Source organism: Paenibacillus sp. FSL H7-0716, from assembly GCF_038002705.1.
Classification (GTDB): Bacteria; Bacillota; Bacilli; order Paenibacillales; family Paenibacillaceae; genus Paenibacillus_AQ; species Paenibacillus_AQ odorifer.
Map to the genome: position 1 here is coordinate 58,468 of NZ_JBBODA010000018.1, position 23,785 is coordinate 82,252.

Genomic DNA, 23,785 nt, shown 5'->3' on the forward strand with positions numbered 1-23,785 from the left:
CACATGCTTGGATTAGGCTCCAAAGTGGCCGGACTTTCAATTGAAGCTGCCGGAATCCGTTATATTAGTTTTAAGAATAAACAGTCATGGGAAGTCCGTAAAAAACGGTTTCTCCCGCTCCTTCCAGGCATGATCATTGAGAATCAGGTGGCGGATAGCGAGGCGCTTTATGATCGGGTAAGGCAGTGGGTGAAGAAGGAAGGGTTAAGGGGAAGTAAGGTTTCTTTGTCCATTCCACCCTCGCAGATCATTATCCGTAAAATGAGTATTCCTAGTACCAATGACAAACAGGTAGAACAACTCGTGAAGCTGGAAGTGGAGACGGGACTGCATTTACCTTTTGAAAATCCTGTCTACGACTATGTAACGCTCGAAGTGGATGAGGAGCAAAGCCATCTGCTCGTATTTGCTGCTCCGCGAAAATCGATTCAGGATTACGTAGAAATTCTGGAGCGGGCGGGTCTCCGGATAAGCAGTGTCGAAATTTCGGCAACCGCCTTGGCGCGTGCTATAACCACTGGGCACGGGGAGAGCTTTGCGGAGACGATGCTGATTAATATGGAGCCATCGGTAATGGACATTTATATGTTCAGAAACGGGAATCCGGTCTTTATTCGTACGATAAACTTACTTGATCTACATAAAGGAAGAAATTTAGCGGGAATGGATCTTTTGACAGACAGTGAAACCTTGGCAGAAACAGCTGTCGCTGTAGAAGAACATTTATCGCCCGAGCAAATGGTGGAAATCACTGCGGAAATCTCCCGTATGCTCAGCTTTTATCAATACAGCTTGCATGACGGTTCCACTCGTATCAACAATTTAGTGATTACGGGCACTCCCTCGATTCGTAAACAATTGGACCTAGAACTCCAGCAGTCCCTAGCTGAACTTGAAATAACACCAATAAGTCTGGAACAGATGGCTAGTGCTGCTGTTTCTGACCCTGAACTAAATGATTACCGCGTAGCTGCCGGAACCGCTCTAAAAAATAGCATCAACACGGATACGATTGATCTATTGCCGAGAGAAGATCGGGAGACGTTGCTATTTCCTTATGTCACGATGGGGCTTGTAGCGATTTGGCTGCTGGGGATGATCGGAACGGGGATTTATTTTTCTGCCAATAAGGGTCAAATCTCTAACGGTAAAGAACAGCTGCAAGGCCTGCAGGATCGCAGTTTTATGCTTCAAGTAGAGCTCGCGAAGCTTAAGAACAGCGGACCAGGACAGCTAGATCGGAAAGCAGCCATCACAGTGCTTCAGGACAATAAGGTGATTGCAGTCCCTATCTTGGACGAATTAGTGGAAGGATTGCCTAAGGAGGCACTAATCCGTGATATTAACTATACCTACCGGACATCTATAGATCTGACTGTAAATGTATCCACTATGGAGGATGCTTCCAACTATTTAAGACAACTTCGCCAAATGTCTTTTACGGCTGATGCCTCTATTCAAAAGCTTACTGAAGGAGCCGCAGATGCCATTTCATACAATATGTATACGGCTATTTATAAAGTGAACTTAGCAGCGGCTAAGCAGCAAAACAGTGAAACGGATGCCAGCCAAGGGGAGGTGAGCAGCGATGGAACAGATCAATAAATATCGCTCTCCCATTGTACTAGGTGTGTTAATTCTATTCCTGATATTGTTTGCGTTCTATATGCTGGGTGTTCAGCCGGCCAATAAGGAAATTTCCGCACAGAGCAGCGAGATCAGTCAGTTGGAAAAGGAAGCAGAAATGCTCCAAACCAAAATCAATGAGCTGAAGGGCAGCGGCACTGAGGGAGATCTAGAACAGAAGGAATTACTGGGGGAACTCCCAAAGGGCGATGACAGCGAAGGTCTGATTGTTGATTTGCGGGAGGTTAGCACGTCCTCACAAGCGCGGCTAAAGGATCTTAGTTTTGTTTTGGATGAGGCTAACCCGATTCAGCAAATGACAGGTTCAGCTGAGGTGTCATTCCCGACGGTCAAACAGATCAAAATGACTGCAGTGGTGGAGGGGACATATTCGGGGATACGGCAATGGATGGATGAACTACAAGCCTTACCTCGTATTGTGAATGTGGACTCTTTCAATTTTCAGCAATCCTACGAGGATCGTACTAAGAACAATACGGAGAGCATTTTGACTGCTAACGTAGCTTTTACAGCGTATTTTGAGGCCACCGCAGCAGCATCCAATTAGATTTCTTGTACTACTTTATTTAACTATATTACTCCGCTTTTCCTGTGAATCAGGAGGGTGGAGTTTTTTTATATTTTCAAAAGAGTTGTAATACGTTTTCATTCCTCTGTTTATTGGGTATTTTAGCTTGCGGGGTGCATAAGCTGAAACAGTGGCGATCGCCTGTATTTTTTAGATGAAAGAGGAGGAACTTCAGATGAACAAAAAATGGATGCTTGGTTCGTTGGCCCTATCCTTAGGCCTTTTATCAGCAGGTAGCGGAGTTATGGCAGCTTCATCATCAGTGGGAAGCTCGGCAATAAAAAATGTGGCTGTGATTGGCACAGGAAAAGAAGGTCCAGCTACTATAAACAATTTGACGGTAAAAAGTGTGGTACCGCTTGTTGTACATGCCAGAGCAATCTATTTCTATACTAGCCGCGGGGGCAACTTTTTCCCGATGGAAACCTTCATGTATAAAGCGCAAGAGTACCGTTACCTTTCCAATGATATTGGGACAAAGGCGAAGCTGATGAATTACATAAAAAAAGCCTACACGCATAATGCAGCAGCTTATTATGTGCAGACTCAATTTTTGGAGCATGAAGGTAGAATGTCACAGGTGAATGCGGATCTTGGAAACTCATTAATGTTTGAAAAAGCCACCGCCCGAATGCTCTCCAAAACTGCAACAACCGCTGAATTTGACTTAACAGTTCCTTATTCGAGCGGGCAGGAAGGCAGTGAGTCGGTGTATGTGAAGCTGAAAAAGGTGAATGGATACTGGAGAATTGATACGTCACCGGATATTCTTTTTTGAGGAAGGTTTAGGGTAGAAGAGGAAGAGCAAATAGGCTCTACGCTTGGGCGCGGATAAGGTCAGAGGTATATGCAACACCAACGAATTTACCTTTGCGAGTGATAATGACACAATCATTTTTCATAGGGTCCGGGCGGTTCATAGCGAGGCTCAATACCATATCGAGTGGAGTGGAAATGTCAAGAATGAGCGGGGTTTTGTTCATAAGCTTCATGGCAGGTTCTCTGTAGAACAGATCTACTCCGGATCTTCCTGTAGCTTTCAAAAAGAAACGTTCGCTCATCAACATTCCTAGGGGTTCATTCATAGCATTGCAGACGACGATACATTTGGATTCTGGATGCTGAAACATGACGCGAAGGGCTTCTCTGCAAGTGCGTGAGGCAAAAATAGCAGGAGCACTGCGGACAATACCAGTAAGATCATTTACAAGAGCTGTTGTCATAGGATGTTCATCCTTTCTGATTATGGGTCTACTTCTAATGTACCCCTGAATCGTAAATTTCAAAGCCGGGTAACGTAAGCTACAGGTAAAATAGATTGCTGGCAAAAATAACCGATCAGACCTTAGGGGCTCTGACCGGTTATTTGTTGTTAGCTATTCACTACGGACGCCGTCCTCCACCAGCTGCTTTCGGGGGACATCCGGGATTATGGATTTGCTCACGCCTCCACGATTAATGGCGATTAATCGTTTTTGTGCGTAATATACGTCGCGGGACAGTTTATTCACCTCAGTGGATTTACCGTCAACATACTTTGTAATGTAGGTTTCAACAATATATCCGGTTTTCCCATTTTGAATGACGCGTGAGCTGCCACGAGGCAGTGAAGAATCGTTTACGTACTTATCGACTGGAGGGAGCACCTCTACTGTTTTTGAATGAACTTTGTAAGTGACATTTTGCGGAAACGTGCCGAACAGCTTTATGGTCAGTGATTTACCCTGCACAGCTGCTTTAATTATGAGATATTTGCCAGTCGTATTGCGAAAACGAAAGTTGATATAACCTTCAGCGAATGTTGCGTCCTGACCTTTGGGCAAGTAGTTGACGGGCAAGGAATGATTACGGCGTTCCACAATTTCCAGCCCTATACGCAGTGCGGCATTGTAAAGAGTGCTCGACACTTGGCAGATCCCTCCACCAACACCTGCTTGCAGCTTGCCGTTCACAATCACCGGCGCTTCACGGAAGCCGTAATTCACCTTTGCTTTTTCTATAGCTTTTCCATAATCAAAGACGGCTCCAGGTGGGAGAATGGTTCCATCCACAGCTTTGGCAGCAGCTTCCACGTTGTAGCTTCGTCCAGGTCCACTTGCACCTAGAGAGGTGCTGAACTGCATTACTTTTCGCTCGATACCTTGTTCCTTTAATTTCTTTAAAGTTATGTCAGGCTGCAGGATTAACAAAGGGACTTCCATCGTGATTCCCTTTTCCAGCAGGGTATTCAGATGATTAAAGCTGGTGGGGGCAGCTGCTCCTAAGGAAGTCTCCAGAGCTGTCCAATCAACTTCCAGGGAAGTTTTCTCAGAAGTATATACGATTCGATCATCGCCTGTAATTCGTCGCGTAGCGTCCACTGGTTCACCAAAGGACTCCTTCTCCCAAGTAGGACTTAGAATTTTTTGAAATTGTGCGATTTCCAGATGGGTTTCAAGCCTCCACTGCTGAGGGAAGTTATAGCGTGCCTTTACCCGCTCCCAAAGTGTTCCTTCGGCAAGCTCTTTTAAGCCCTGCTGAAAAGCAGAGGCTTCATAGCTCAATCCTGTCTTACTAAGAGTTAGGGGTAAATCTGCATTGCCTTCCACTTTTAGTACTAGAGGGACGGATTCTAGGGCATGCAGCCGTTTATCCAGCTGGGAGCGGACCTCGGTGAGGGTCATGCCTCCGACCTGCCAGCCGGCAAGGGTTGTACCCTTTGGAAGCGTGGTTTTGCTGGCATATAGATGAAGCCCTCCGTAAATACAGGAGCCGATAAGGACGAGTGCAATAACCACTATGAGGGCAGCATGGATTTTTTTCATGATTAATCTCCTTTTGGGGATTTGGATTGCGCTAAGCAGGCGCGGCCCTGTAACAGAACTTAAAGAACACTTCGTGGGATACCGATAATAAATTAGTAAGAAATAAGTAGTTTCTAATAAAGGGAGATACAACATCTGATAACAGGCACCGCTAGGTGCTTTTTTATATGTATATGTCCAGTCACTACAAAACTTTCGAATAGTCGTGCAGTTACGGGGTACTCAATCAGTTACAGATTTGTTACAATAGATACATTGCGGAAATATTGAAGTTTATGGAAACTTGAGGTGGACAATGTCGATTCGCACAAGTGGAAAATGTCATAATTGGGAAGTGAGAAAATGATTGAAATGCAAGATGTATGGAAAACGTACCCTAACGGAACTCACGCACTGCAAGGAGTTTCAGTGAAAATCGACCGCAATGAATTCGTGTACGTTGTCGGCCCTTCCGGCGCGGGTAAATCTACTTTTATGAAATTGATTTATAGAGAAGAAGTGCCTACCAAAGGACAGATTTCGGTGGGAGGTTTCAATATAGGAAAGCTAAAACCACGCAAAATCCCTTATGTCCGCCGTAATATCGGCGTTGTATTTCAAGATTTTCGGCTTTTGCCAAGAATGACGGCATACGAGAATGTAGCTTTTGCTATGGAAGTTATTGAAGCGCCGAAAAAAGTCATCAAGAAACGTGTGAATGAGGTTCTTGATTTGGTTGGGCTGAGAAGTAAAGCGAATCGTGAGCCCTCACAGCTTTCTGGTGGTGAGCAGCAACGGATCGCTATTGCACGGGCTATCGTCAACAATCCTTCTGTTATTATTGCGGACGAGCCTACAGGTAACTTAGACCCCGAGACTTCATGGGGCATTATGCAGCTGCTTGACGAGATTAATTTTCGTGGAACAACGATTGTAATGGCTACCCATAACAGAGATATTGTGAACAAAATGCGCAAACGGGTGCTTGCGATTGAGAATGGAAACATTGTCAGAGACCAAGCGAGAGGGGAATATGGTTATGAGTTTTAAAACCTTCTTGCGACATGTGCGGGAAGGCTTCAAAAGCGTATTCCGTAATGGCTGGATGTCGATCGCCTCAATCACTTCGATTGTTGTTTCTCTTTTTGTTCTAGGTGTATTTATTCTTCTTGTTCTTAACGTAAATTCTGTAGCTGATGAGGCAGACAGTCAGGTACAGATCAAAGTGCATCTAGCTTTGAATACAGATCAGAAGATGCGCGAGACCCTGCAGACTGAAATTGGCAATATGCCGGAGGTCAGCAAGATTACGTTCATCTCCAAGGAACAGGGACTTAAAGATCTCCGCGCAGATATGGGCGAGGAGGCAGCAGAGCTTCTGGAAGGGTTCGATGAAGACAATAACCCGCTTCCAGATACCCTTCAGGTAGAGGTTATTGAACCTACTACCGTTGCTTTTGTGGCTGAGAAGATTCAAGCCCTTAACAAGACACATACCGAGCAGCCTATCTACAAAGTGAAATATGGCAAAGGCTCGATAGAAACATTGTTTAAAATTACGCGTGCCGTACGCAACATTGGCTTTATTTTTGTAGCGGGGCTGGCACTTATGTCTATGTTCCTCATCTCCAATACTATTCGGGTAACGATTCTTGCCCGGCGTAAAGAGATTGGGATTATGAAGCTGGTAGGCGCGACAAATTATTTTATTCGTTGGCCTTTCTTTATAGAAGGGGCATTAATTGGACTCATTGGATCATTGATTACTTCGGGTGTTTTATATGCCGGTTACAACGGTTTGGAATCTTCGGTACAGGGAGATCCTATGCTCGGATTGCAGTTGATCCCTTTCAGTGATATTTGGCTGCTGCTCGTAGGTCTGTTAGTAGGACTAGGCGTGCTGATCGGCGTCTGGGGAAGTACGGTTTCTATTCGTAAGTTTTTGAAAGTTTAATTTAAGAGTGAAGGATGGGGAGTGCGAGTTGAAGAAGATTGCCGCCGGACTAGCCGTAATGTTACTAGCTGTCACTATATTCCAACCCTCTGATGGATATGCCAAAAAAACAAGTGTTGCCGAGATCGATAAGCAATTAAAGCAGCTGCAACAAGAGGTGCAGGAAGCTAAGGCGCAGCAAGAGAAAGCGGAGTCCCAAACGCAGGAAGCGCAGCACTATAAGAATAAGACAAATATCAATTTACAATATGTATTGCAGCAAGTGGATCAAGTTAAAGGTAAAATGACCGAAATCTCTAACAAAATTTCCGATACAGAAGAATCTCTTAACGTTACAGCAACGGAATTGGATGAAGCAGAGGCACGAGTGGCCTCAAGAGAAGAACTCTTAGGATCCCGTGTCCGGTTGATGTACACGGATGGAGCGGTATCTTACCTAGATGTTTTGCTCTCATCGACAAGCTTCTCTGATTTTCTGGGCCGCACCGATTCACTTAAGATGATTGTGGATCAGGATCAGGAGCTGTTAGTCCAACACAAGCTGGACAAGCAGACAGTTGTAGAGAAGAAGCAGGAGCTTGAGGGACAATATGCTCAAGCCAAGCAGTTATACACCTCCTTGGAAAATCAGAGAAGCCTGCTGAAAGAGAAGGAAGCGGAGAAGCAGGAGCTTATCGCATTTTATGATAAGCAGATTCAAGAAAGCGATGATCTAAGTGAAGAGCAGAATGAGAAGCTGGTTAAGCTGGCAAGCGAACGTTCTGCTTTGGAAACCCAAAAGGATAAGATTAAAGCTGAGGAAGCAGCGCGCAAAGCAGCAGCCGCCAAAGCAGAAGCGGCACGCCGGGCAGCAGCTGCTGCCAAGAAAGCCGCAGCCAGCAAGGCAAGCAGCAGTTCAAGCTCCAGCTCCTCAACCGCGTATGCTGGTGGAGATGGACCCTTCCTGCTCCCTGTAGGCTCGGCAAGAATCTCCTCCTCCTACGGACCACGGACACACCCTATTACGGGGGAGAAGGGGAAAGTACACACTGGAGTAGACTTTGCAGTTCCACAAGGAACCAATATTCATGCGGCTGATTCCGGAACGGTAATCGTAGCTGAATGGTATAGCGGCTATGGATATTGTGTAATTATTGATCATGGCGGCGGAGTTTGGACCCTCTACGGACATATCCGTAAAGGTGGTATCAAGGTTAGTCCTGGGGATAGAGTCAATCGTGGGGATGTGATTGCTGAATCCGGTTCTACAGGTAATTCGACGGGCCCCCATCTCCATTTTGAAGTTCGGATCGACGGCAAGACAGTAAATCCGATGCCTTATCTCTAATTTTTAAGAACTTATAACTCATATTATTTGAGCGTACGGCATATACTGGAAGAGATACCGTACCTTTCAGGACGGACTTATGGAGTTGTTTGCGAGATGGACAAGAAGGGACGGTGGGAACATCATGTTAAAAAAAAGCACAGCGGCGTTTATGATTATCGCCGCCCTGCTATGCGGTAGTCTGGTGACCTTGGGCGTGACGGGTTATAGCCATGTTATTGGACAAGCTGCAGGAGAAGGACTGGCCTCGGCATTGCAGGTTACTGGCCTTCAGCAGAAGGAATCCCAGAAGCTTGGAACTGCTCTCAGTCTGATTGAGAGCAATTACTACGAGACAGTAGATCGGGAGAAGCTGATAGACGGTGCTGTCAACGGTATGATGGAAGCGCTGGGCGATCCTTATTCCAACTATATGGGTAAAGAAACAGCTGAGAAATTCGAAGAAAGCATTGAGGGTTCCTTTTCAGGTATCGGTGCGGAGGTCTCTTCGGATAATGGCAAGGTAGTCGTGGTCTCTCCGATCAAAGGCTCACCTGCTGAGAAAGCTGGGATTCAAGCCAAAGATGTTATCTTGTCCGTTAACGGTGAATCGCTGGAAGGCATGGAGCTGAATGCAGCTGTTGCCAAGATTCGCGGTCCTAAGGGCAGTGAGGCCACTTTGAAAATACAACGTTCCGGCTCTGTAGAGCCACTTGAATTTGTTCTTACCCGGGATGATGTGAAGCTCGAAACAGTCTACGCTACCATGGAAAAGGACAATGTGGGCGTAATCGAGGTTACGCAGTTCTCCCTGAATACCGCAGAACGATTCAAGGAAGAGCTGGAGAAGCTGGAGAAGCAAGGCATGAAGGGACTTGTTATTGACGTCCGCAATGATCCAGGTGGTGTTCTTCCGATTGTTATTGAAATGGCAGAGCAATTCGTTCCAGCTGGCAAATCTATAGTGCAAATAGAATACAAAGACAAAAAACGCGAGATTAGCACCTCTAAAGGATCGAGTAAAGCTTATCCAGTGGTCGTGCTGATGAATAAAGGTAGCGCAAGTGCTTCGGAAATATTGGCGGGTGCCTTGCAGCAGTCGGCAGGAGCTAAGCTAATCGGTGACAATTCTTTCGGTAAAGGCACCGTGCAGACGAGCTTTGACAAACAGCTTGGAGACGGCAGCTTGCTGAAAGTTACCATTGCCAAATGGCTTACACCAGACGGCACATGGATCCACGGTAAGGGCATTAAACCGGATATCGCGGTAGCGCAGCCGGATTACTTCTCGGTGGCTCCGATTAACAAGAGCGTAGCGCTGCAATATAATATGAACAACGCTGATGTGAAGAGTGCACAGACGATGCTGGACGGTTTGGGTTACAAGCCTGGACGTAAAGATGGCTATTTCGATGCTGGCACTAAAGACGCAGTGAAGAAGTTCCAAAGTGCAGCAAAGCTCCAAGTCACAGGCATAATTGACGCCAAGACAGCGGAGACGCTGGAAGCGGCGCTGATCAAGGTCATTCAAGACCCTGCTCACGACAACCAACGGAATAAAGGGATTGCTGAGATTCAGAAGGAAATTAAGGCGGCAGCGTCGAAAAAGTAAGAAGGCTGAATTCAGCCTTCTTTTTTTCTTTTAGATAAGAAAATGCCAACCGACGTAGAGGAATTAGAATATATACAAATCAGTCATCGGACGAAAAGGAGTGTGACGAACAGTTTGAATGTGATTCAGGAACTGTTAGGAAGCTTGGGCACTGCGTTCTTACACTTATTGATCCAGCCGTATTACTACATTGCTATTATATTTATTGCGTTATATTACCGTAGGCAGGTGGCATTAGAACGAAAGCTGATACATGTAAAATTACATAGCTGGGGTCAGGAAACGTGGCGGACGGTATGGAGTGGTCTAGTCATGGGCTTGGTCGTCTCTGTAGCAGCCGTTCTGCTAGGAATATCGTTATCAGGTACCGCTGTAGCCTGCATTTGGGTAGTTAGTCTCGTGTTGTCGCTACTGCGTGTGCGGTATTTGTGCTTTGCCTATTCTATAGGCTTGTTAGGTATCATTCAGTTTGTAATTTCTTTCTTTCCAGATGCTTTAGATAGTGGAACGGTAGGGAATATTACCACCGCCATACGGGAGATGGATATTCCTGCTTTGCTAGTGTTAGCTGCGCTGCTGCACATGGCGGAGGCACTGCTGGCCCGCAGACAAGGGGCCAAGCTTGCAACGCCGCTCTTCCTGAAGGGAAAGCGCGGCATGGTCGTCGGCGGCTATCAGCTGCAGGCCTTCTGGCCGCTGCCGCTGTTCCTGCTGCTCCCATCGGGAGCAGGAACGGATTTGCCATGGCACTCGCTGCTCGGCGGCAGCCTTGGCATCGTCTCTTTGCCCGTCATCATCGGCTTCAGCGAGATGACGCAGGGCATGCTGCCCGGGCGCAAGGCGGCCCGCACTGCAGGACGGCTGCTGATCTACAGCATCGTCCTGCTCGGCTTAAGCCTGCTTGCCGCTTGGTGGAGCCCGCTGACTCTGGTCGCGGCGCTCGCAGCCATTGTGCTGCACGAAGGGTTAAGCTGGTACAGCGCTCTGGAAGAGCGCAGCATCAGCCCCATCTTCGTGCATCCACCGCGCGGCCGCAAAGTGCTGGCCGTGCTGCCGGGCAGTCCCGGCCAGGAGCTGGGCATCCTGCCCGGTGAGATCTTACTGAAGGTCAACGGGGTCCTGTTGACCGATGCGGCGCAGCTACATGAGGCGCTGCGCATGAATCCAGCGTTCTGCAAGCTGGAAGTGCTGAACCGTGAAGGGGAGAGCAAATACCTTCAAAGCCCGATCTATGATGGGGATCACCATCAGCTCGGTATTATTTTGGTGCCGGAGACAGATGGGATGATTACCGCTGAGGCGAAGCCTTCCAGCATCTACAGCATCATCGGGATGAAGACAGGCATACGCAGCCGGAACCTTCCGGACGGCCAACTTAAACGAAAAAAAACCACTGAAGCCAAGCAGGAATCAGCGGAAGGATAACTAGAAGATGCCCCATAAGCCATGAAATGGTGAATGGGGCATCTTTGTTTTTGATTAGATGGTAGTTTCGCGTGCGAGAAGTTGCTATCGGACCCAGCTGACCCTAATCGCAGCATTTTCGCTTATTTAGAATGGTAACGGACCCCAAAGCCGCTATTGGCATTAAAAACATCCCAAATGAGCCTCTTTCTGAGGAATAACGTCGCTGGGGTCCGAAACTCTGCTCAAACGCCGATAAAATTGTAAATAGCGTCACTGGAGTCCGAGCCCGCGCCCAAGAAGCAGCGTCATTGAAGTCCGAACCCGCACACAAGGAGTAACGTCACTGGAGTCCGAACCCGCACACAAGGAGTAGTGTCGCTGGAGTCCGAGCCCGCGCCCAAGAAGCAGCGTCATTGAAGTCCGTAAGCCCCCTCGGCTGATTATCAGGGGTCATACGTAAGAAAAACCAACTTTGGCAATGGCCTACTCACAGGCTTTATGTTACTAGTTCAGCCCCGCATGTTCTTCAAATAAAAAATTGCAATTTGCGTACGATCGCGGAGCTCTAATTTGCTTAATATATCCGTTATGTAATTTTTGACGGTACCCTCGCTTAAAAAAAGCTGTCCGGCGATTTCTTTGTTGCTATGCCCCTCAGCGATAGAAGCTACTACAGCCAGCTCTGTTTTGGTCAATCCGAATGATTCCAGTGGCTGTAACTGTGGCAATTCTTGCCGTGCCGTAGGCTGCAGAAAGGTTGCCAGCTTGCGGGCGATATCAGGGTGGATAAGCATGTTCCCTTCAAAAACCGTTTTAATGCCCTGGATGATCCGGTCTGGCGGTATGTTTTTAAGCAAATATCCACTAGCTCCGTTACGCAGTGCCTCAATGATATATTCATCGTCGTCGAAGGTGGTCAGCATCAATATCGCAATTTGCGGAAAAGCCTGCTTAATCTTCTCAGTTCCTTCAACGCCACCGCAGCCGGGCATGCGGATATCCATCAGAGCTACATCGGTCTTTAATCCTTTTTGAAGTAATTCCAAGGCCTCGTTACCTTCACAAGCTGCTCCGACAACTTCAATATCTGGGTCCATACCTAGCAATACTTGCAGACTTTGGCGAATAAAGGGGTCGTCATCAACAATCAACACTTTAATCATTAGCATGGCTCCTTTCGTTATACAATCTCATCTTGCTTATATATGGGCAGCCGCGTGACGACTGTAAAATGTGGCTCCTGCCTTAGTTCGAGTGTTCCGCCGATCAGATGAGTGCGCTCGTACATGCCTTTCATCCCGTCCCCACCACTCCCCAATAATTTGCGGAGCTTCTCTTCTTCTGGAAGTGATCCATTGTTGCTAACCTCCATAGTGATTCCTGCTTGCGCGTAGTCAATTTTGATCCGGATGGAAGTTGCCTTTCCATGCCGCAAGGCGTTGGTTATAGCCTCACGGGCGTTTTTGTACAGGATCACTTGGATACTAGGATAGAGCGGATAAGGTATGCCCTGAACTTGGTATGAGGTCTCGATCCCCGTCTCACGCCCAATCTCTTCGAGCAGCCGGTCTAACGCATAAGCTCCCTCAAGCTTCGGAGTGTAGTTGATACGTTTAACTGCGGACCGCATATCGTCCATGCTGGCCGACAGCTGGTCACGAATCAGTTCCATCATTTGCATTCCGCTCTCGGGAGAGGTAGGTAAGGTCTGGAGGGCGGCCTCCATCATCATTTTAATCCGGATTAACCGGTGGCCGATATCGTCATGGAGCTGGCGTGAGATTCGGACGCGCTCTTTGGACTGGGCAGACTCTTCTACTTGCGCGCTGAACTCCAGCAGGCGGTTGCGAGCTTCATCAAGCTCGAAATGCTTTTTGCGCAACTCATCATATAGAAGAAGAGTGTCTTCGCGCCGCTGGCCAGCTTTTAATAATAGCTTATTTAGGTAGGCAGTGAGCAGAAATGAAAAGTTAATGTAAGTCACTACGAGCGATGGAGAATTCTGGAGTGCAACGTTCAAAGCTATCAGATGTACACCTGTGAACACGTAAGGCACTGCTTTAGGCTGGAGTCTGGAATAATAAAGCAGTGCTGATATAGCGGGGAAAAGCATCATGCTGCCATATTGATAACATAACCAGGCTGTGAACAAGATTTCAATGATACTAATCAAAGCATGAATGGATCGAGGGAGCTTAGGCACCATGACCACAAGGAATAGAAGCATCAGGATATGCAGCGTGAAGATTCCATAATCGTTATATTGATAGACATAAATGGTAATAAACGCAGGGATTAAGATGAGTCCGTAACGCAATAAGTTTAGCTCTCTGGGCACGCCTTAGTCATCCTTTATGTTTTTTAATAATCTTAGCATATTATCCCACTACTTCAGGAGATGACTTTAGTCACCTTCAAAAAATGACCTTTCGTACATCCGTAAAAATTCAACCTAGAATAAAATTGAAAATATAGAAGCACACACGACAGGGGAGATAAAGATGGCAATCGCGGTGTTGACCGATGTGGTGAAACGGTATGAGAACAAATTATCGGTAGATCATGTGAATGTTACGATTCAAGCAGGAGAGATCTTTGGCCTGCTAGGCCCGAACGGGGCAGGTAAAAGTACAACTATAAGTATGATATGCGGCCTGCTAAAGATTGATAGTGGAGACATTGTTATTGATGGGTTATCAGTCTCTTCGTATGCACTGGAGGTTAAGAAAAAGATCGGCTTAGTTCCGCAGGATTTGGCTTTGTACAATACAATGACAGCAGCAGAAAATGTAACTTTTTTCGGAAGATTGTATGGTTTGCGGGGAAAATTGCTGAAAGAGCGGGTGGCGGAAGCTCTTGCTTTCACAGGACTTAGTGACCGGGCCAAAGAAAAACCAGCCACCTTCTCCGGAGGGATGAAAAGACGTTTGAATATCGCTTGTGCCATCATGCATCATCCAAAGCTGATTATTATGGATGAGCCGACCGTAGGGATTGATCCGCAGTCTCGTAATCATATCCTTGAGTCGGTCAAAGAGCTGAATCGGCTTGGCTCAACCGTCATCTACACTAGTCATTATATGGAAGAGGTTGCAGCCATTTGTGATCGGGTAGCGATTATGGATAAGGGACATATCATTGCTTGTGGCACGGAAAAGGAGCTGCGGGAACGGGTTTCTCAGGAAGAAAAAATAGTGGTCAAAGCAACGAACATCACTCCGGAGCTAATCAATGAGCTTAGTCTACACCCGCGGATCACGAGAGTGGAAAGTAAAGAGGGAACGGTAGAAATGTATCTCCCCTCCTCACAGGATGAGCTGCAGGATATCTTATTTATTTTTGCTAAACATGAAGGCGTTATTGGTTCTTTAAATATTGAGGAGCCGGATCTGGAGACATTATTCCTTAGTTTGACAGGACGGACATTGCGCGATTAAAGGAGGGAGAGAACGCTTTGAGAAATATTTGGACAATTATGATTTATGAGCTTCGCAGGCTGTTTATTTCACGCTCAATCATCATCAATATGTTTCTGCTACCGCTGCTTTTGATCTTTCTGCTGGGTGCTTCCCTCTCCAGTGTAATCGGTGATAAGGCAGCGTCTAAGATTGACCCTGTACGTGTTGGTGTAGTTAATCTTTCTGGAGAAGGGTATGAAAGCTCGGCGATGATAGACAGCTTTTTGAAGACGCCGGAGCTTAAGGATATCATTATTCCGGTCAAAGTAGGGAGCCGAGAGACAGCGGAAAGCGGCCTGCGCGCCGGGAAATATGGTTATGCGGTTATTGTTCCCCTAGGCTTCGACAAGAAAGTACAAAGCGGTGAAACTGCACAGTTAGAGTTTGTTCTGGGCAAAGATCGGACAGATAATATGGTTGCGGGGACGGTATTCGATAACTTTTTAAACAATATTAACTATAAGCAATCCGTAGCTATGACGTTGGGTCCAGAAGCTTTGACCGCTACTGCACCAAGTTTGGGAGAGCGGCCTTCTGTTAAGGTTGGGGCGCTCAGTGAAGGTAGCCTATCCTATACAGCCTCCCAATTCTATGCGGTATCCATGATGCTGATGTTTCTGCTATATAGCGGTTTGACCGTCAGTAGCTCTCTTTTTAATGAAAAAGAAAATCACACCCTCTTCCGAATAACCTCAATGCCGGTAAAAGGTTCTGAGCTGTTTATTGGTAAAATGCTAGGCGTAGGGGTTGTAAGTGTAGTGCAGTGCGCAGCGATTATTATCCTGACTCACTTGTTGTTCGGCGTAAATTGGGGCAATCGTCCGGGCTTGCTGCTGCTCTTCTGTCTCTTAATGATCATAGCTTCCATGACGTTATCGATTGTTATTTCAATGTTTAGCAAAACTAAAGCAAGTGCAGGGAGTATTGTTAATGTCATCACTGTGGTCATGACCTTCATTAGTGGAGGGATGGCTCCACTTCCGGAATCATGGGTGAACTCGGTCGGGGCATTTACCCTGAATCACTGGGTGCTACAAGCTGTTCTAAAAATGATGCTGCATGCAGAGGTCTCAGAGATTTTGCCGAATCTGTTGGTTTTGTCGATCATCTGTCTGGTTCTATTCAGTGCAGCGGTTATCTCGTACCGGAAGGTAGGTTACCATGGATAAGATCTTAACGATTGCTTGGAATATGGTGAAAAGAACGATCGGTTCTCGGAATGGGCTGCTTTCGTATATTCTTCTGCCATGTCTTGTCGTGGCCGGGGTAGTAGCAATTAGTGGAAGTATGGGTGAGAGACCGGCTACTATTTTATATTCGAATATGGACGATGGTGCAGCGGGCAAACATTTGCTTACCGAGCTGGAGAATACCGGTGATTATAAGCTTGTAGAGAAGACAGATGAGGCTAATTTGAGGGAGAGTATTATCGATCAGAACGGAGAAGCCGGTGTTTTGATACCGCAAAACTTCACCTCCGCACTGCTTGCTGGAGAAGAGCCGCAAATTAGTGTGTATGAGCTTAAGGCTACGGAAACATCAATTATGGTAAAAATGAAAATTAGTGTAATTGCTGATGAAATGCGAAACACTGCTGGACTAATTGGAGCAGCTCGGGCTGAGGCTACTGGCTCGGACTCACAGTTTGCTGCCGTAATGCAGAGAGCAGAGCAACATAGTGTAGGCAGTATAAGAACAGATTATGATTTATATCCAAAAGAGGGCTTAAGCATCGTCACAGGATTTACTTTGATGTTCTTAATGGGGCTGGTTACAAGTTCAGTGTCACTTATTATGGATGATCGAAGAGAACGAACGATGAAACGTATGTTCAGTGCCCCGGTTCGTTCGTATGAGATTGCCCTCGGTAATTTTCTGGGAAGCTTCATCGTTGGGTTAATTCAAATCGTTGTAGTACTTGCCTTGGGCCGTTATGTACTGCAGTTTGACTTTGGATTACCGCTCTACTTGTATTTCTTGGTTCTTGCAGCATTTATGCTAGTTTCCATGGGTTTAGCTAGTACGGTAGCAGGTCTGATTCGCAATCCTAATAATACTGGCATGCTTAATTCGCTGATCCTGACCCCGACCTGTATGCTTGGAGGCTGCTTCTGGCCGTTATCCATTATGCCGGACTATATGCAGAAGGCAGCTAATTTTGTACCGCAAAAATGGGCGATCCAAGCGATCGATATCGCTGCTACAGGTGGAGGCTGGAATGAATTATGGCTGCCCTTTGCCATCTTGGGTCTTATGGCCGCGGTGCTGCTGGCGATTGGTTCTGCTATTCTACGTCCGAGTGAAGCTGGAATTAACGCTTAAGAAATTTGCAGAGTATATAGATATGCATAGCTTGGACTACTCTATTCAGGTACAATAATAGGTATCAAATGTCCCTAGTTCTTAATATGTACAAAAGAGGGGATTTCTAGGAGGATGAGCAGATGAGCAGCAATAAATTGGCTTGGACATGGCGGGTGAAGGAAGAATGTTTAGAGGAGTATGTAGCTATGCATTTAAATCCTTGGCCAGAAATTTTGGAGGAGCACAGTAAGGCTGGTATTTCTAACTATTCCATCTTTCAGAATGGCAATCAATTTTTTTACTGTTATGAGTGTGAGGATAGTAAGGCGGCTTTTGATTACATTGCCAAAAGTGATGCTTGCAACCGCTGGAATGCGATTACCTCTAAAATGGTTGAAGGGTCATTTGATTTCAATGATGAGGTGCCTATGCAGCCCTTACGTGAAGTGTTCTATCTGAAATAAGTAATTGCATTCTAGAACAAATCAAATGTGCATAATTATATTATCGGCGCATCTGGTTTACAGTTATTTTAAATATAGGTATAATATAATTTATAAAGTTAAATTGAATAATTATTTGTTTTTTGGAGGAGCCTGTCAACAAGGGCTCCTCTTTGTCTTTTTTTGGCTTGGAGAAGCTCCTGGTTGGCAGTTCTTATATACAACAAGGGAGTGGATAGAAAGATGGAGTTTGTTTTATATCTTATGCTGATCATATTGTTCACCAAAGTAGCTGGTGATCTATCTGTGCGGCTTGGGCAACCAGCTGTGCTAGGCAAGCTTATTGTGGGAATCATACTGGGGCCTGCGGTACTGGGCTGGGTTCAGGATGGAGAGTTTATTCATTATATCTCTGAGATCGGTGTTCTACTGTTAATGTTCATAGCGGGGCTTGAGACGGATCTGGATCAATTGCGCAAGAACTGGAAATCAGCTTTTGCAGTAGCCGTCGGTGGAATTATATTACCCTTTTTGGGTGGGTTCGCCTTAGGAGAAATGTTTGGTTTTGCTTATCATAATGCCTTGTTTATGGGCGTTATTCTTAGTGCAACATCAGTTAGCATATCGGTGCAGGTGTTAAAAGATATGAATAAGCTGAACACACGTGAAGGCTCTACAATTCTGGGGGCTGCCGTAGTAGATGATATTCTAGTTGTTATTTTGCTCGCTGTTCTGATGAGCTTTTTCGGTACAGGGGCAGATGTTTCTATTGGTCTTCTAATTGGGAAAAAGGTGTTGTTCTTTGCCGTAGCGATTGTTGCCGGCTGGTTCATTGTTCCTCGGGTCATGAAATGGATGGCTCCGCTGAAGGTGACAGAGGCGGTCATTTCAGCAGCTTTAATGATTTGTTTCGCATTCGCCTATTTCGCTGAAATCATGGGGATGGCAGGAATCATTGGTGCCTTTGCGGCTGGGATTGCTATCTCGCAAACTTCCTTTAAGCATACGGTAGAATCCAAGCTCGAGCCGATTGCTTATTCGATTTTTGTGCCGGTCTTTTTTGTAAGTATCGGACTTAGTGTTTCCTTTGAAGGGGTAGGCAGTCAAATCGGCTTCGTGCTCTTGCTTACGGTGGTTGCCATTCTGACCAAGCTGTTTGGTGGCGGTCTGGGTGCGCGTCTTACAGGCTTTGATAACCACTCGTCTGCCATTATTGGGTCAGGGATGATTTCACGGGGGGAAGTTGCGTTGATCATTGCCGCCACAGGGCTGCAAAGTGGCTTGTTACAGCAACAGTATTTTACTTCGGTCATAATTGTTGTCATTGTAACTACACTTGTAACGCCGCCACTATTGAAATTTATGTTCCGTGATCCAGTACGTGCGGAAGGGAAATAAATCATAACAAAAGGGAGTCCTGTTGGCCATTTATATGGCTAACGGGGCTCTTTTTTTTATGCTCACGTTCAAGTTGCCATCATCAAGAAAAAGGACGGGGATCTGTCTACAGAAGGGGAAAGTTCCCCGTCTTAAGACTGAGTACGAAACCAGCCGTAGGGCTGTTTTGACTTCAGCCAAAAATGACTAAACTAAATCTCGGGATGGAAATTAATACATAATCAAACAGACATAAGGGGAGTGCCAGAAATCATGTGGAGTGGAAGGGGAAAAAGAAAATGAAATGGTTAACAAAATGGTCGTTCGGTAACAAGGCTGCGGTGGGGCTTTTAGTAGTCATGGCTCTTGTGGTGGGAGGGATGAGCTACACTTCGCTACCGATGGAATTTATGCCAGAGGCGGATAATCCTCAAGTGACTGTAACTGTGCTGGGTCCTGGTCAGGATACACATGCTATGGAGACTAATGTAACGAAGCCGATAGAAGCTGGAGCAGCTTTTGTGAAAGGGAAGAAGGAAATATTGTCCACTTCCGGAGACGGATATGCGCAGGTGAATATTTTTTATGATTCGAAAACGAATATGAAGGATGCTGCGCAGGAGGTCCAGAAGGTCGTCGATTCATTAAAGTTCCCGGAAGGGGTAATGGCTCCTTTTGTACTTCAGTTGAATACCTCCATGATTCCTGTATCCCAGGTTACCCTTGCTTTTGACGAAGGCCTGACTAAAGAGAATCTTAAGCTTGCGGAAGAAACTATCATTCCAGAGATGCAAAAAGCTGAAGGGGTAGCAAACGTTGCTTTATATGGTAAGGTAACTCCGCAGGTCAGTGTTAAGCTGGACCCAAAGTTAATGGCGGAGAAGGGAGTCACGACTCCACAAGTATTAGGTTTACTTCAAGGACGTAATGTATCGGCATCCCTTGGGGAGCAAACGATTGGTGGGCAAACCGGCAATGTTAACGTAGTTTCTACGATAGATAGTATGGATACTTTAAAAAAGCTTCCTGTATCTGCGGGCGTTAAGCTGCAGGATATCGCTGCTGTCGAATTGAAGCAGGATCAGGAAAGTGTCAGCCGTTCGAACGGGAAAGACGTTCTATTCGCCATAGTGACCAAAGAGGCTAATGCGAATGCAGTCAGTGTCGGAGATAACATTCAGGCTGCCGTAGATCATATTAATAAAACCATTCCTAATGCAGAAGCAGCAGTGGTATTCAGTACATCGGATATGGTAGTTACCTCGGTGAACAGTATGATGCGTGAGGTATTGCTAGGTGCATTATTTGCGACGATTGTGATTCTGTTGTTCCTGCGTAACCTGCGGGCTACTCTGATTACGGCAGTATCCATTCCGCTTTCGTTAGCGGTCACCTTGTATCTGCTGAACATTTCCGGCATAAGCTTGAATATCATTACACTCGGGGGAGTCGCGGTTGCGGTAGGCCGCTTAGTCGATGATAGTATCGTGGTGATTGAGAACATTTACCGTAGGCTGCAAAAAGAACCTTTTTCCCGTGAAATGATTATTAGCGCAACTGGGGAAGTGGCTAGAGCGATTACCTCATCAACCATTGCTACTGTAGCAGTATTTCTGCCGATGGGTCTCTTGCGTGGTAGTTTGCAAGCTTTCTTACTGCCGTTTGCTTTAACAGTGACCTATTCATTGCTTACTTCACTCGTAGTAGCTTTGACAGTTGTTCCTCTTTTAAGCTCATGGCTGCTGAGAAAAACATCAATGAAAGAACATGAACCTTCTAAATGGTTTGTCCGCTTTCTGGATTGGAATCTTCGCCGTAAATGGGTTAGCTTATCATTGGGTCTCCTGCTTCTGATTGGCTCCATTGCTGCTTATGTTACTATGCCCAAAGGGGCGCTCGATGCTTCAGATGCCAGCTATGTTTCTGTTCAGATGAACTATCCGAAGGATGTTCCTGTCGAAGATATTTTGGAAAAGGGAAAGCAGTTAGAACAAGATTTGATGAAGCAGCCACAAGCAGAAACGGTAATCATGCAATCAGGGAATAGTGCGGACGCCGCTAAGTGGGGGAATGTTACCTCTGAAACCTTAGTGGACTATACCGTTGTTATGAAAAAAGGTGCAGATGCTCAGGCTTTTATCGATCATGTTCGTGAGGTAAAAGATTCATATACTGGAGCAACGCTTGTTGCCAACCAAATGAGTATGATGGGATCCAGCTCTACCAGCGAATATATTGATATTGTCGGAGATAATCTTGCGGATATTACTACTGTAGCAACAGAAGTTACCGCTAAGCTGAAGACCGTAGAGGGGATTCAAAAAGTCAGCAGCAATATGGAGGATACGAAACCTGTATTTTCCTTTAAGGTAGATCCGGCGCAAAGCAATGCGCAAGAGATTTCAATGCAGCTGTCAGCGATGCTTAATCCGATTCCAATGGGGCAAATTGAGCTCGATGGTGACGCAGCAGGTGTAGTGTTAGATCCTATGGTCCAGCCGCAAACGGAGCAGGATTTAAAAGCGCTGACGCTCATGACGGCTGAGGGGCTGAAGCCACTGTCTCAGCTCGCAACTTATGAGGTTCGGAATGAGCCTGCAATGTTGTTCCATAAAGATGGGAAGCCTTATGTACGAATTACAGCAGAGGTTGATCCGAAGAAGGTATCTGAGATCGGTGCGAATATTAAAAAAGAAACCGATAGTCTTACACTTCCGAAAGGCGTGACCTTATTTGCAGGTGGAGCGTCAGTTGATCAGTCAGAGGATTTCAACGACCTGGGTATGACGGCATTAATCTCCATCGGGTTGGTGTATCTAATCATGGTACTCACCTTTAAAACCCTTCGGGCTCCACTGGCGATTATGTTCTCCTTGCCGCTCGCGGCGATTGGTGCAATTGTTGGACTTATCGTGTCCGGTGTAACGCCTGACTTCACAGCTCTGTTCGGAGCGTTGATGTTAATAGGTATTGTTGTTACGAATGCCATTGTGCTCATTGACCGGATTAAGCAAAATGAAGCCAATATGAGTATCCACGAGGCTATTCTAGAAGCTGCCGGAACACGGATGCGTCCGATTCTCATGACGGCAATTGCCACCATCTGCGCCATGACACCGCTGCTGTTCGGCCATGCCGAGATGGGCAGCATCGTCTCGCAAAGCTTGGCGATTGTGGTCATTGGCGGTTTAACCGCAGCAACACTGCTTACGCTGATTGTAGTACCGGCGATTTACGAGTTGTTCTACTTCCGTAAATCGGCAAAAGAGCGTAAAAGAGCAGAAAAAACTAATGCTCCGGCGATTTAAACAAGCAAACGGCAAGCCTCCGGGTTAATGGGGCTTGCCGTTTTTTTTGTTTTGTTACAAATCCTTATAATTATGGAATCAGCTTGTCTACACATAGCCAAAACTTTGTTTAGGAAAGGCTGAAAGGCGCTTCGCTAGATTGCAATATCCCCTCTGAAATAAATATTTATTTTTTAATTTTAAATATTGCTATTTTTACAACAATGTACAGAGCATTTAACATAATTATTAAAAAAGATATTATTGGGAATATTCTATTTATCGCAGAAAATGCCAATATAAATAATGAAAACAAAAGTAAAAATGGAATAGACTTTGTATACTTTCTACTGAAAATCCCTACTAAACTCTTGATGAAACTCATTCCTTTCAGAGTAACAGATATAAATATGTTGAGCATGATTTCTCGCTAGTCTCAGACCCCAATGTAAAATTTTTTTCTATTCAACGAATATCCCTATTTTCATAGAAAAAATGGATTTCGTATATATTCTAGGTAGGATATAGACAAGTGGTAATTGTTATGCTCTATTCTTTTTTGACGAAATTTAAAGAATACAGGACAGGTGAAAAGTTCTTATCAAATAATCGGCCATAGAAAAATAACCCAAACAATGTTATTTCAATTCTTACTAATCTCCCACAAACCTAACGACTTATGTCATTGTTTTCCTTTGAAGGGAGTGATATGATATGCCCTGTTTCATTAATACCATAAGTTGGGAGAATGGATTGTTTGAATATTCTTGAATGCGAACGAGCTTGGTTTACAGTAGATGATGTAGATAAAAATTTTAATAATTCCTTGTGTGAATTTTACCAACCCTGGAATAACCTCAAAACAGAAAAATCCTTTTCTATAGAAGAGCTGGTTCCCTACGAGATTTTGGTTGAAGTATTACATTCAGAATTGGCGAAAGTAACGGAATTTCTCTTATTGCCCTTTGTCTTTTTCTTAACAGATCGAGCCGGTAATATTATTAATATTGTCAGTCCATTCGAAACGTTTCAGGAGAAAGTAGATCATTATGGAATTAGGAGTGGAACTAATCTTTCGATGCAAGTCTCTGGAGTGAATGCAGTTTCTTTAGCGATGGAGGTTGAGTCAATTGCAGTAGTGCGTGGAGAAGAGCATAGTATGCCAATGTTTAAAGAGTGGAATTGTGTATGCGCTCCTATAATGGTAAATGAATGTATATGTGGATATATAGACATCTCATTCGAAGCCGAGAGGCAACTTGGTTTTTCGATTCTCTTTATTAAACAATTATCCGAAAAGATTGTGTTGAAGTTGAAGGAACAAAGCCCGAAGTTAATTGAGTACAGATTTCAGGAGAAGTGTGACACATATGGATTATCTCCTAGAGAGAGAGGTAGCGTATCACTGGTCGCTAAGAAGAGGGGCACTGCAAATTTCCAACGATCTTAATGTGAAAGAGGGAACTGTGCGGAATATCGTTAAGAGTATTTACAGTAAGATGAATATCAGCGAGAGATGGGAATTGATAGAGATACTTAAGTTATAAATTTAGATAATAAACATCAAATAATCATTTGTACATAAGATGTAAAAGCCATCTTCCGAAATTAATCAACAACGGAGGATGGCTTTTATCTG

At 45.4% G+C, this 23,785-nt stretch carries 20 protein-coding genes; 16 read left to right on the top strand and 4 right to left on the bottom strand.

From position 1 onward, the window contains the following. The first annotated feature begins 3 nt into the window (after positions 1–3). From pilM to MHH60_RS21010, 3 genes are all read left to right on the top strand, one after another. Positions 4–1,605, top strand: coding sequence for a pilus assembly protein PilM (gene pilM / locus MHH60_RS21000; protein WP_076137284.1), 1,602 nt, complete (start codon positions 4–6; stop codon positions 1,603–1,605). After that, entirely contained in the window at positions 1,589–2,194 is a 606-nt protein-coding gene (gene pilO / locus MHH60_RS21005; RefSeq protein ID WP_076137285.1) for a type 4a pilus biogenesis protein PilO, read from the top strand. Before pilM ends, pilO begins: the two co-directional genes overlap by 17 nt. Before the next feature lie 196 nt (positions 2,195–2,390). Next, entirely contained in the window at positions 2,391–2,993 is a 603-nt protein-coding gene (locus MHH60_RS21010; RefSeq protein ID WP_051491029.1) for a DL-endopeptidase inhibitor IseA family protein, read from the top strand. A gap of 37 nt (positions 2,994–3,030) precedes the next feature. On the opposite strand, the gene MHH60_RS21015 is transcribed toward MHH60_RS21010, so the two are convergent. Both MHH60_RS21015 and MHH60_RS21020 read right to left on the bottom strand, forming a co-directional pair. After that, positions 3,031–3,438: a CBS domain-containing protein gene (locus MHH60_RS21015; protein WP_076137287.1), complete on the bottom strand. Its 408-nt coding sequence runs from the start codon at positions 3,436–3,438 to the stop codon at positions 3,031–3,033. 153 nt (positions 3,439–3,591) lie between these two features. Beyond that, positions 3,592–5,019: a VanW family protein gene (locus MHH60_RS21020; protein WP_076137288.1), complete on the bottom strand. Its 1,428-nt coding sequence runs from the start codon at positions 5,017–5,019 to the stop codon at positions 3,592–3,594. Positions 5,020–5,361: 342 nt separating this feature from the next. Here MHH60_RS21020 and ftsE point away from each other — a divergent pair, with 342 nt between their 5' ends. The 5 genes from ftsE to MHH60_RS21045 all read left to right on the top strand — a co-directional run bounded on the left by ftsE (position 5,362) and on the right by MHH60_RS21045 (position 11,295). Beyond that, positions 5,362–6,048: a cell division ATP-binding protein FtsE gene (gene ftsE, locus MHH60_RS21025; protein ID WP_036678556.1), complete on the top strand. Its 687-nt coding sequence runs from the start codon at positions 5,362–5,364 to the stop codon at positions 6,046–6,048. Then, positions 6,038–6,952 carry a permease-like cell division protein FtsX gene (gene ftsX, locus MHH60_RS21030; RefSeq protein WP_036678558.1) on the top strand — a complete coding sequence of 305 codons (915 nt, stop codon included), beginning with the start codon at positions 6,038–6,040 and terminating at the stop codon, positions 6,950–6,952. The genes ftsE and ftsX overlap by 11 nt, the downstream gene beginning before the upstream one ends. Before the next feature lie 28 nt (positions 6,953–6,980). After that, on the top strand, positions 6,981–8,279 hold the full coding sequence (locus MHH60_RS21035) for a murein hydrolase activator EnvC family protein (protein ID WP_076123826.1): 1,299 nt from the start codon (positions 6,981–6,983) through the stop codon (positions 8,277–8,279). 124 nt (positions 8,280–8,403) lie between these two features. Further along, positions 8,404–9,870, top strand: coding sequence for a S41 family peptidase (locus tag MHH60_RS21040; protein ID WP_076137289.1), 1,467 nt, complete (start codon positions 8,404–8,406; stop codon positions 9,868–9,870). Positions 9,871–9,984: 114 nt separating this feature from the next. Next, on the top strand, positions 9,985–11,295 hold the full coding sequence (locus MHH60_RS21045) for a PDZ domain-containing protein (RefSeq protein ID WP_076137291.1): 1,311 nt from the start codon (positions 9,985–9,987) through the stop codon (positions 11,293–11,295). 491 nt (positions 11,296–11,786) lie between these two features. Here the strand turns inward: MHH60_RS21045 and MHH60_RS21050 are convergent, their stop codons facing one another. Both MHH60_RS21050 and MHH60_RS21055 read right to left on the bottom strand, forming a co-directional pair. Beyond that, a complete protein-coding gene (locus MHH60_RS21050; protein WP_076137293.1) occupies positions 11,787–12,440 on the bottom strand; it encodes a response regulator transcription factor in 654 nt (217 codons plus the stop codon). A 17-nt stretch (positions 12,441–12,457) separates the two neighbouring features. Further along, a complete protein-coding gene (locus MHH60_RS21055) occupies positions 12,458–13,615 on the bottom strand; it encodes a sensor histidine kinase (protein WP_076137295.1) in 1,158 nt (385 codons plus the stop codon). Positions 13,616–13,778: 163 nt separating this feature from the next. On the opposite strand from MHH60_RS21055, the gene MHH60_RS21060 reads away from it, so the two are divergent. The 8 genes from MHH60_RS21060 to MHH60_RS33335 all read left to right on the top strand — a co-directional run bounded on the left by MHH60_RS21060 (position 13,779) and on the right by MHH60_RS33335 (position 23,693). Then, entirely contained in the window at positions 13,779–14,714 is a 936-nt protein-coding gene (locus MHH60_RS21060; RefSeq protein WP_076137297.1) for an ABC transporter ATP-binding protein, read from the top strand. Between the two features lie 17 nt (positions 14,715–14,731). Next, complete coding sequence (locus tag MHH60_RS21065; protein WP_081389096.1) at positions 14,732–15,904, top strand: ABC transporter permease; 1,173 nt, start codon at positions 14,732–14,734, stop codon at positions 15,902–15,904. After that, positions 15,897–17,057 (top strand): ABC transporter permease, encoded by a 1,161-nt coding sequence (locus MHH60_RS21070; RefSeq protein ID WP_076137299.1) that lies wholly within the window; start codon positions 15,897–15,899, stop codon positions 17,055–17,057. The genes MHH60_RS21065 and MHH60_RS21070 overlap by 8 nt, the downstream gene beginning before the upstream one ends. 122 nt (positions 17,058–17,179) lie before the next feature. Beyond that, the gene (locus tag MHH60_RS21075; RefSeq protein WP_038573529.1) at positions 17,180–17,503 is read left to right on the top strand and encodes an L-rhamnose mutarotase; all 324 of its coding nucleotides are present in this window, start codon (positions 17,180–17,182) and stop codon (positions 17,501–17,503) included. A 222-nt stretch (positions 17,504–17,725) separates the two neighbouring features. Then, positions 17,726–18,880 carry a cation:proton antiporter gene (locus tag MHH60_RS21080; protein ID WP_076137364.1) on the top strand — a complete coding sequence of 385 codons (1,155 nt, stop codon included), beginning with the start codon at positions 17,726–17,728 and terminating at the stop codon, positions 18,878–18,880. Positions 18,881–19,158: 278 nt separating this feature from the next. Continuing rightward, the gene (locus MHH60_RS21085; RefSeq protein ID WP_076137301.1) at positions 19,159–22,167 is read left to right on the top strand and encodes an efflux RND transporter permease subunit; all 3,009 of its coding nucleotides are present in this window, start codon (positions 19,159–19,161) and stop codon (positions 22,165–22,167) included. A gap of 736 nt (positions 22,168–22,903) precedes the next feature. Next, positions 22,904–23,596, top strand: coding sequence for a hypothetical protein (locus MHH60_RS21090; RefSeq protein ID WP_147614473.1), 693 nt, complete (start codon positions 22,904–22,906; stop codon positions 23,594–23,596). Beyond that, entirely contained in the window at positions 23,517–23,693 is a 177-nt protein-coding gene (locus tag MHH60_RS33335) for a helix-turn-helix transcriptional regulator (RefSeq protein WP_081389097.1), read from the top strand. The genes MHH60_RS21090 and MHH60_RS33335 overlap by 80 nt, the downstream gene beginning before the upstream one ends. The last annotated feature ends 92 nt before the right edge of the window (positions 23,694–23,785 follow it).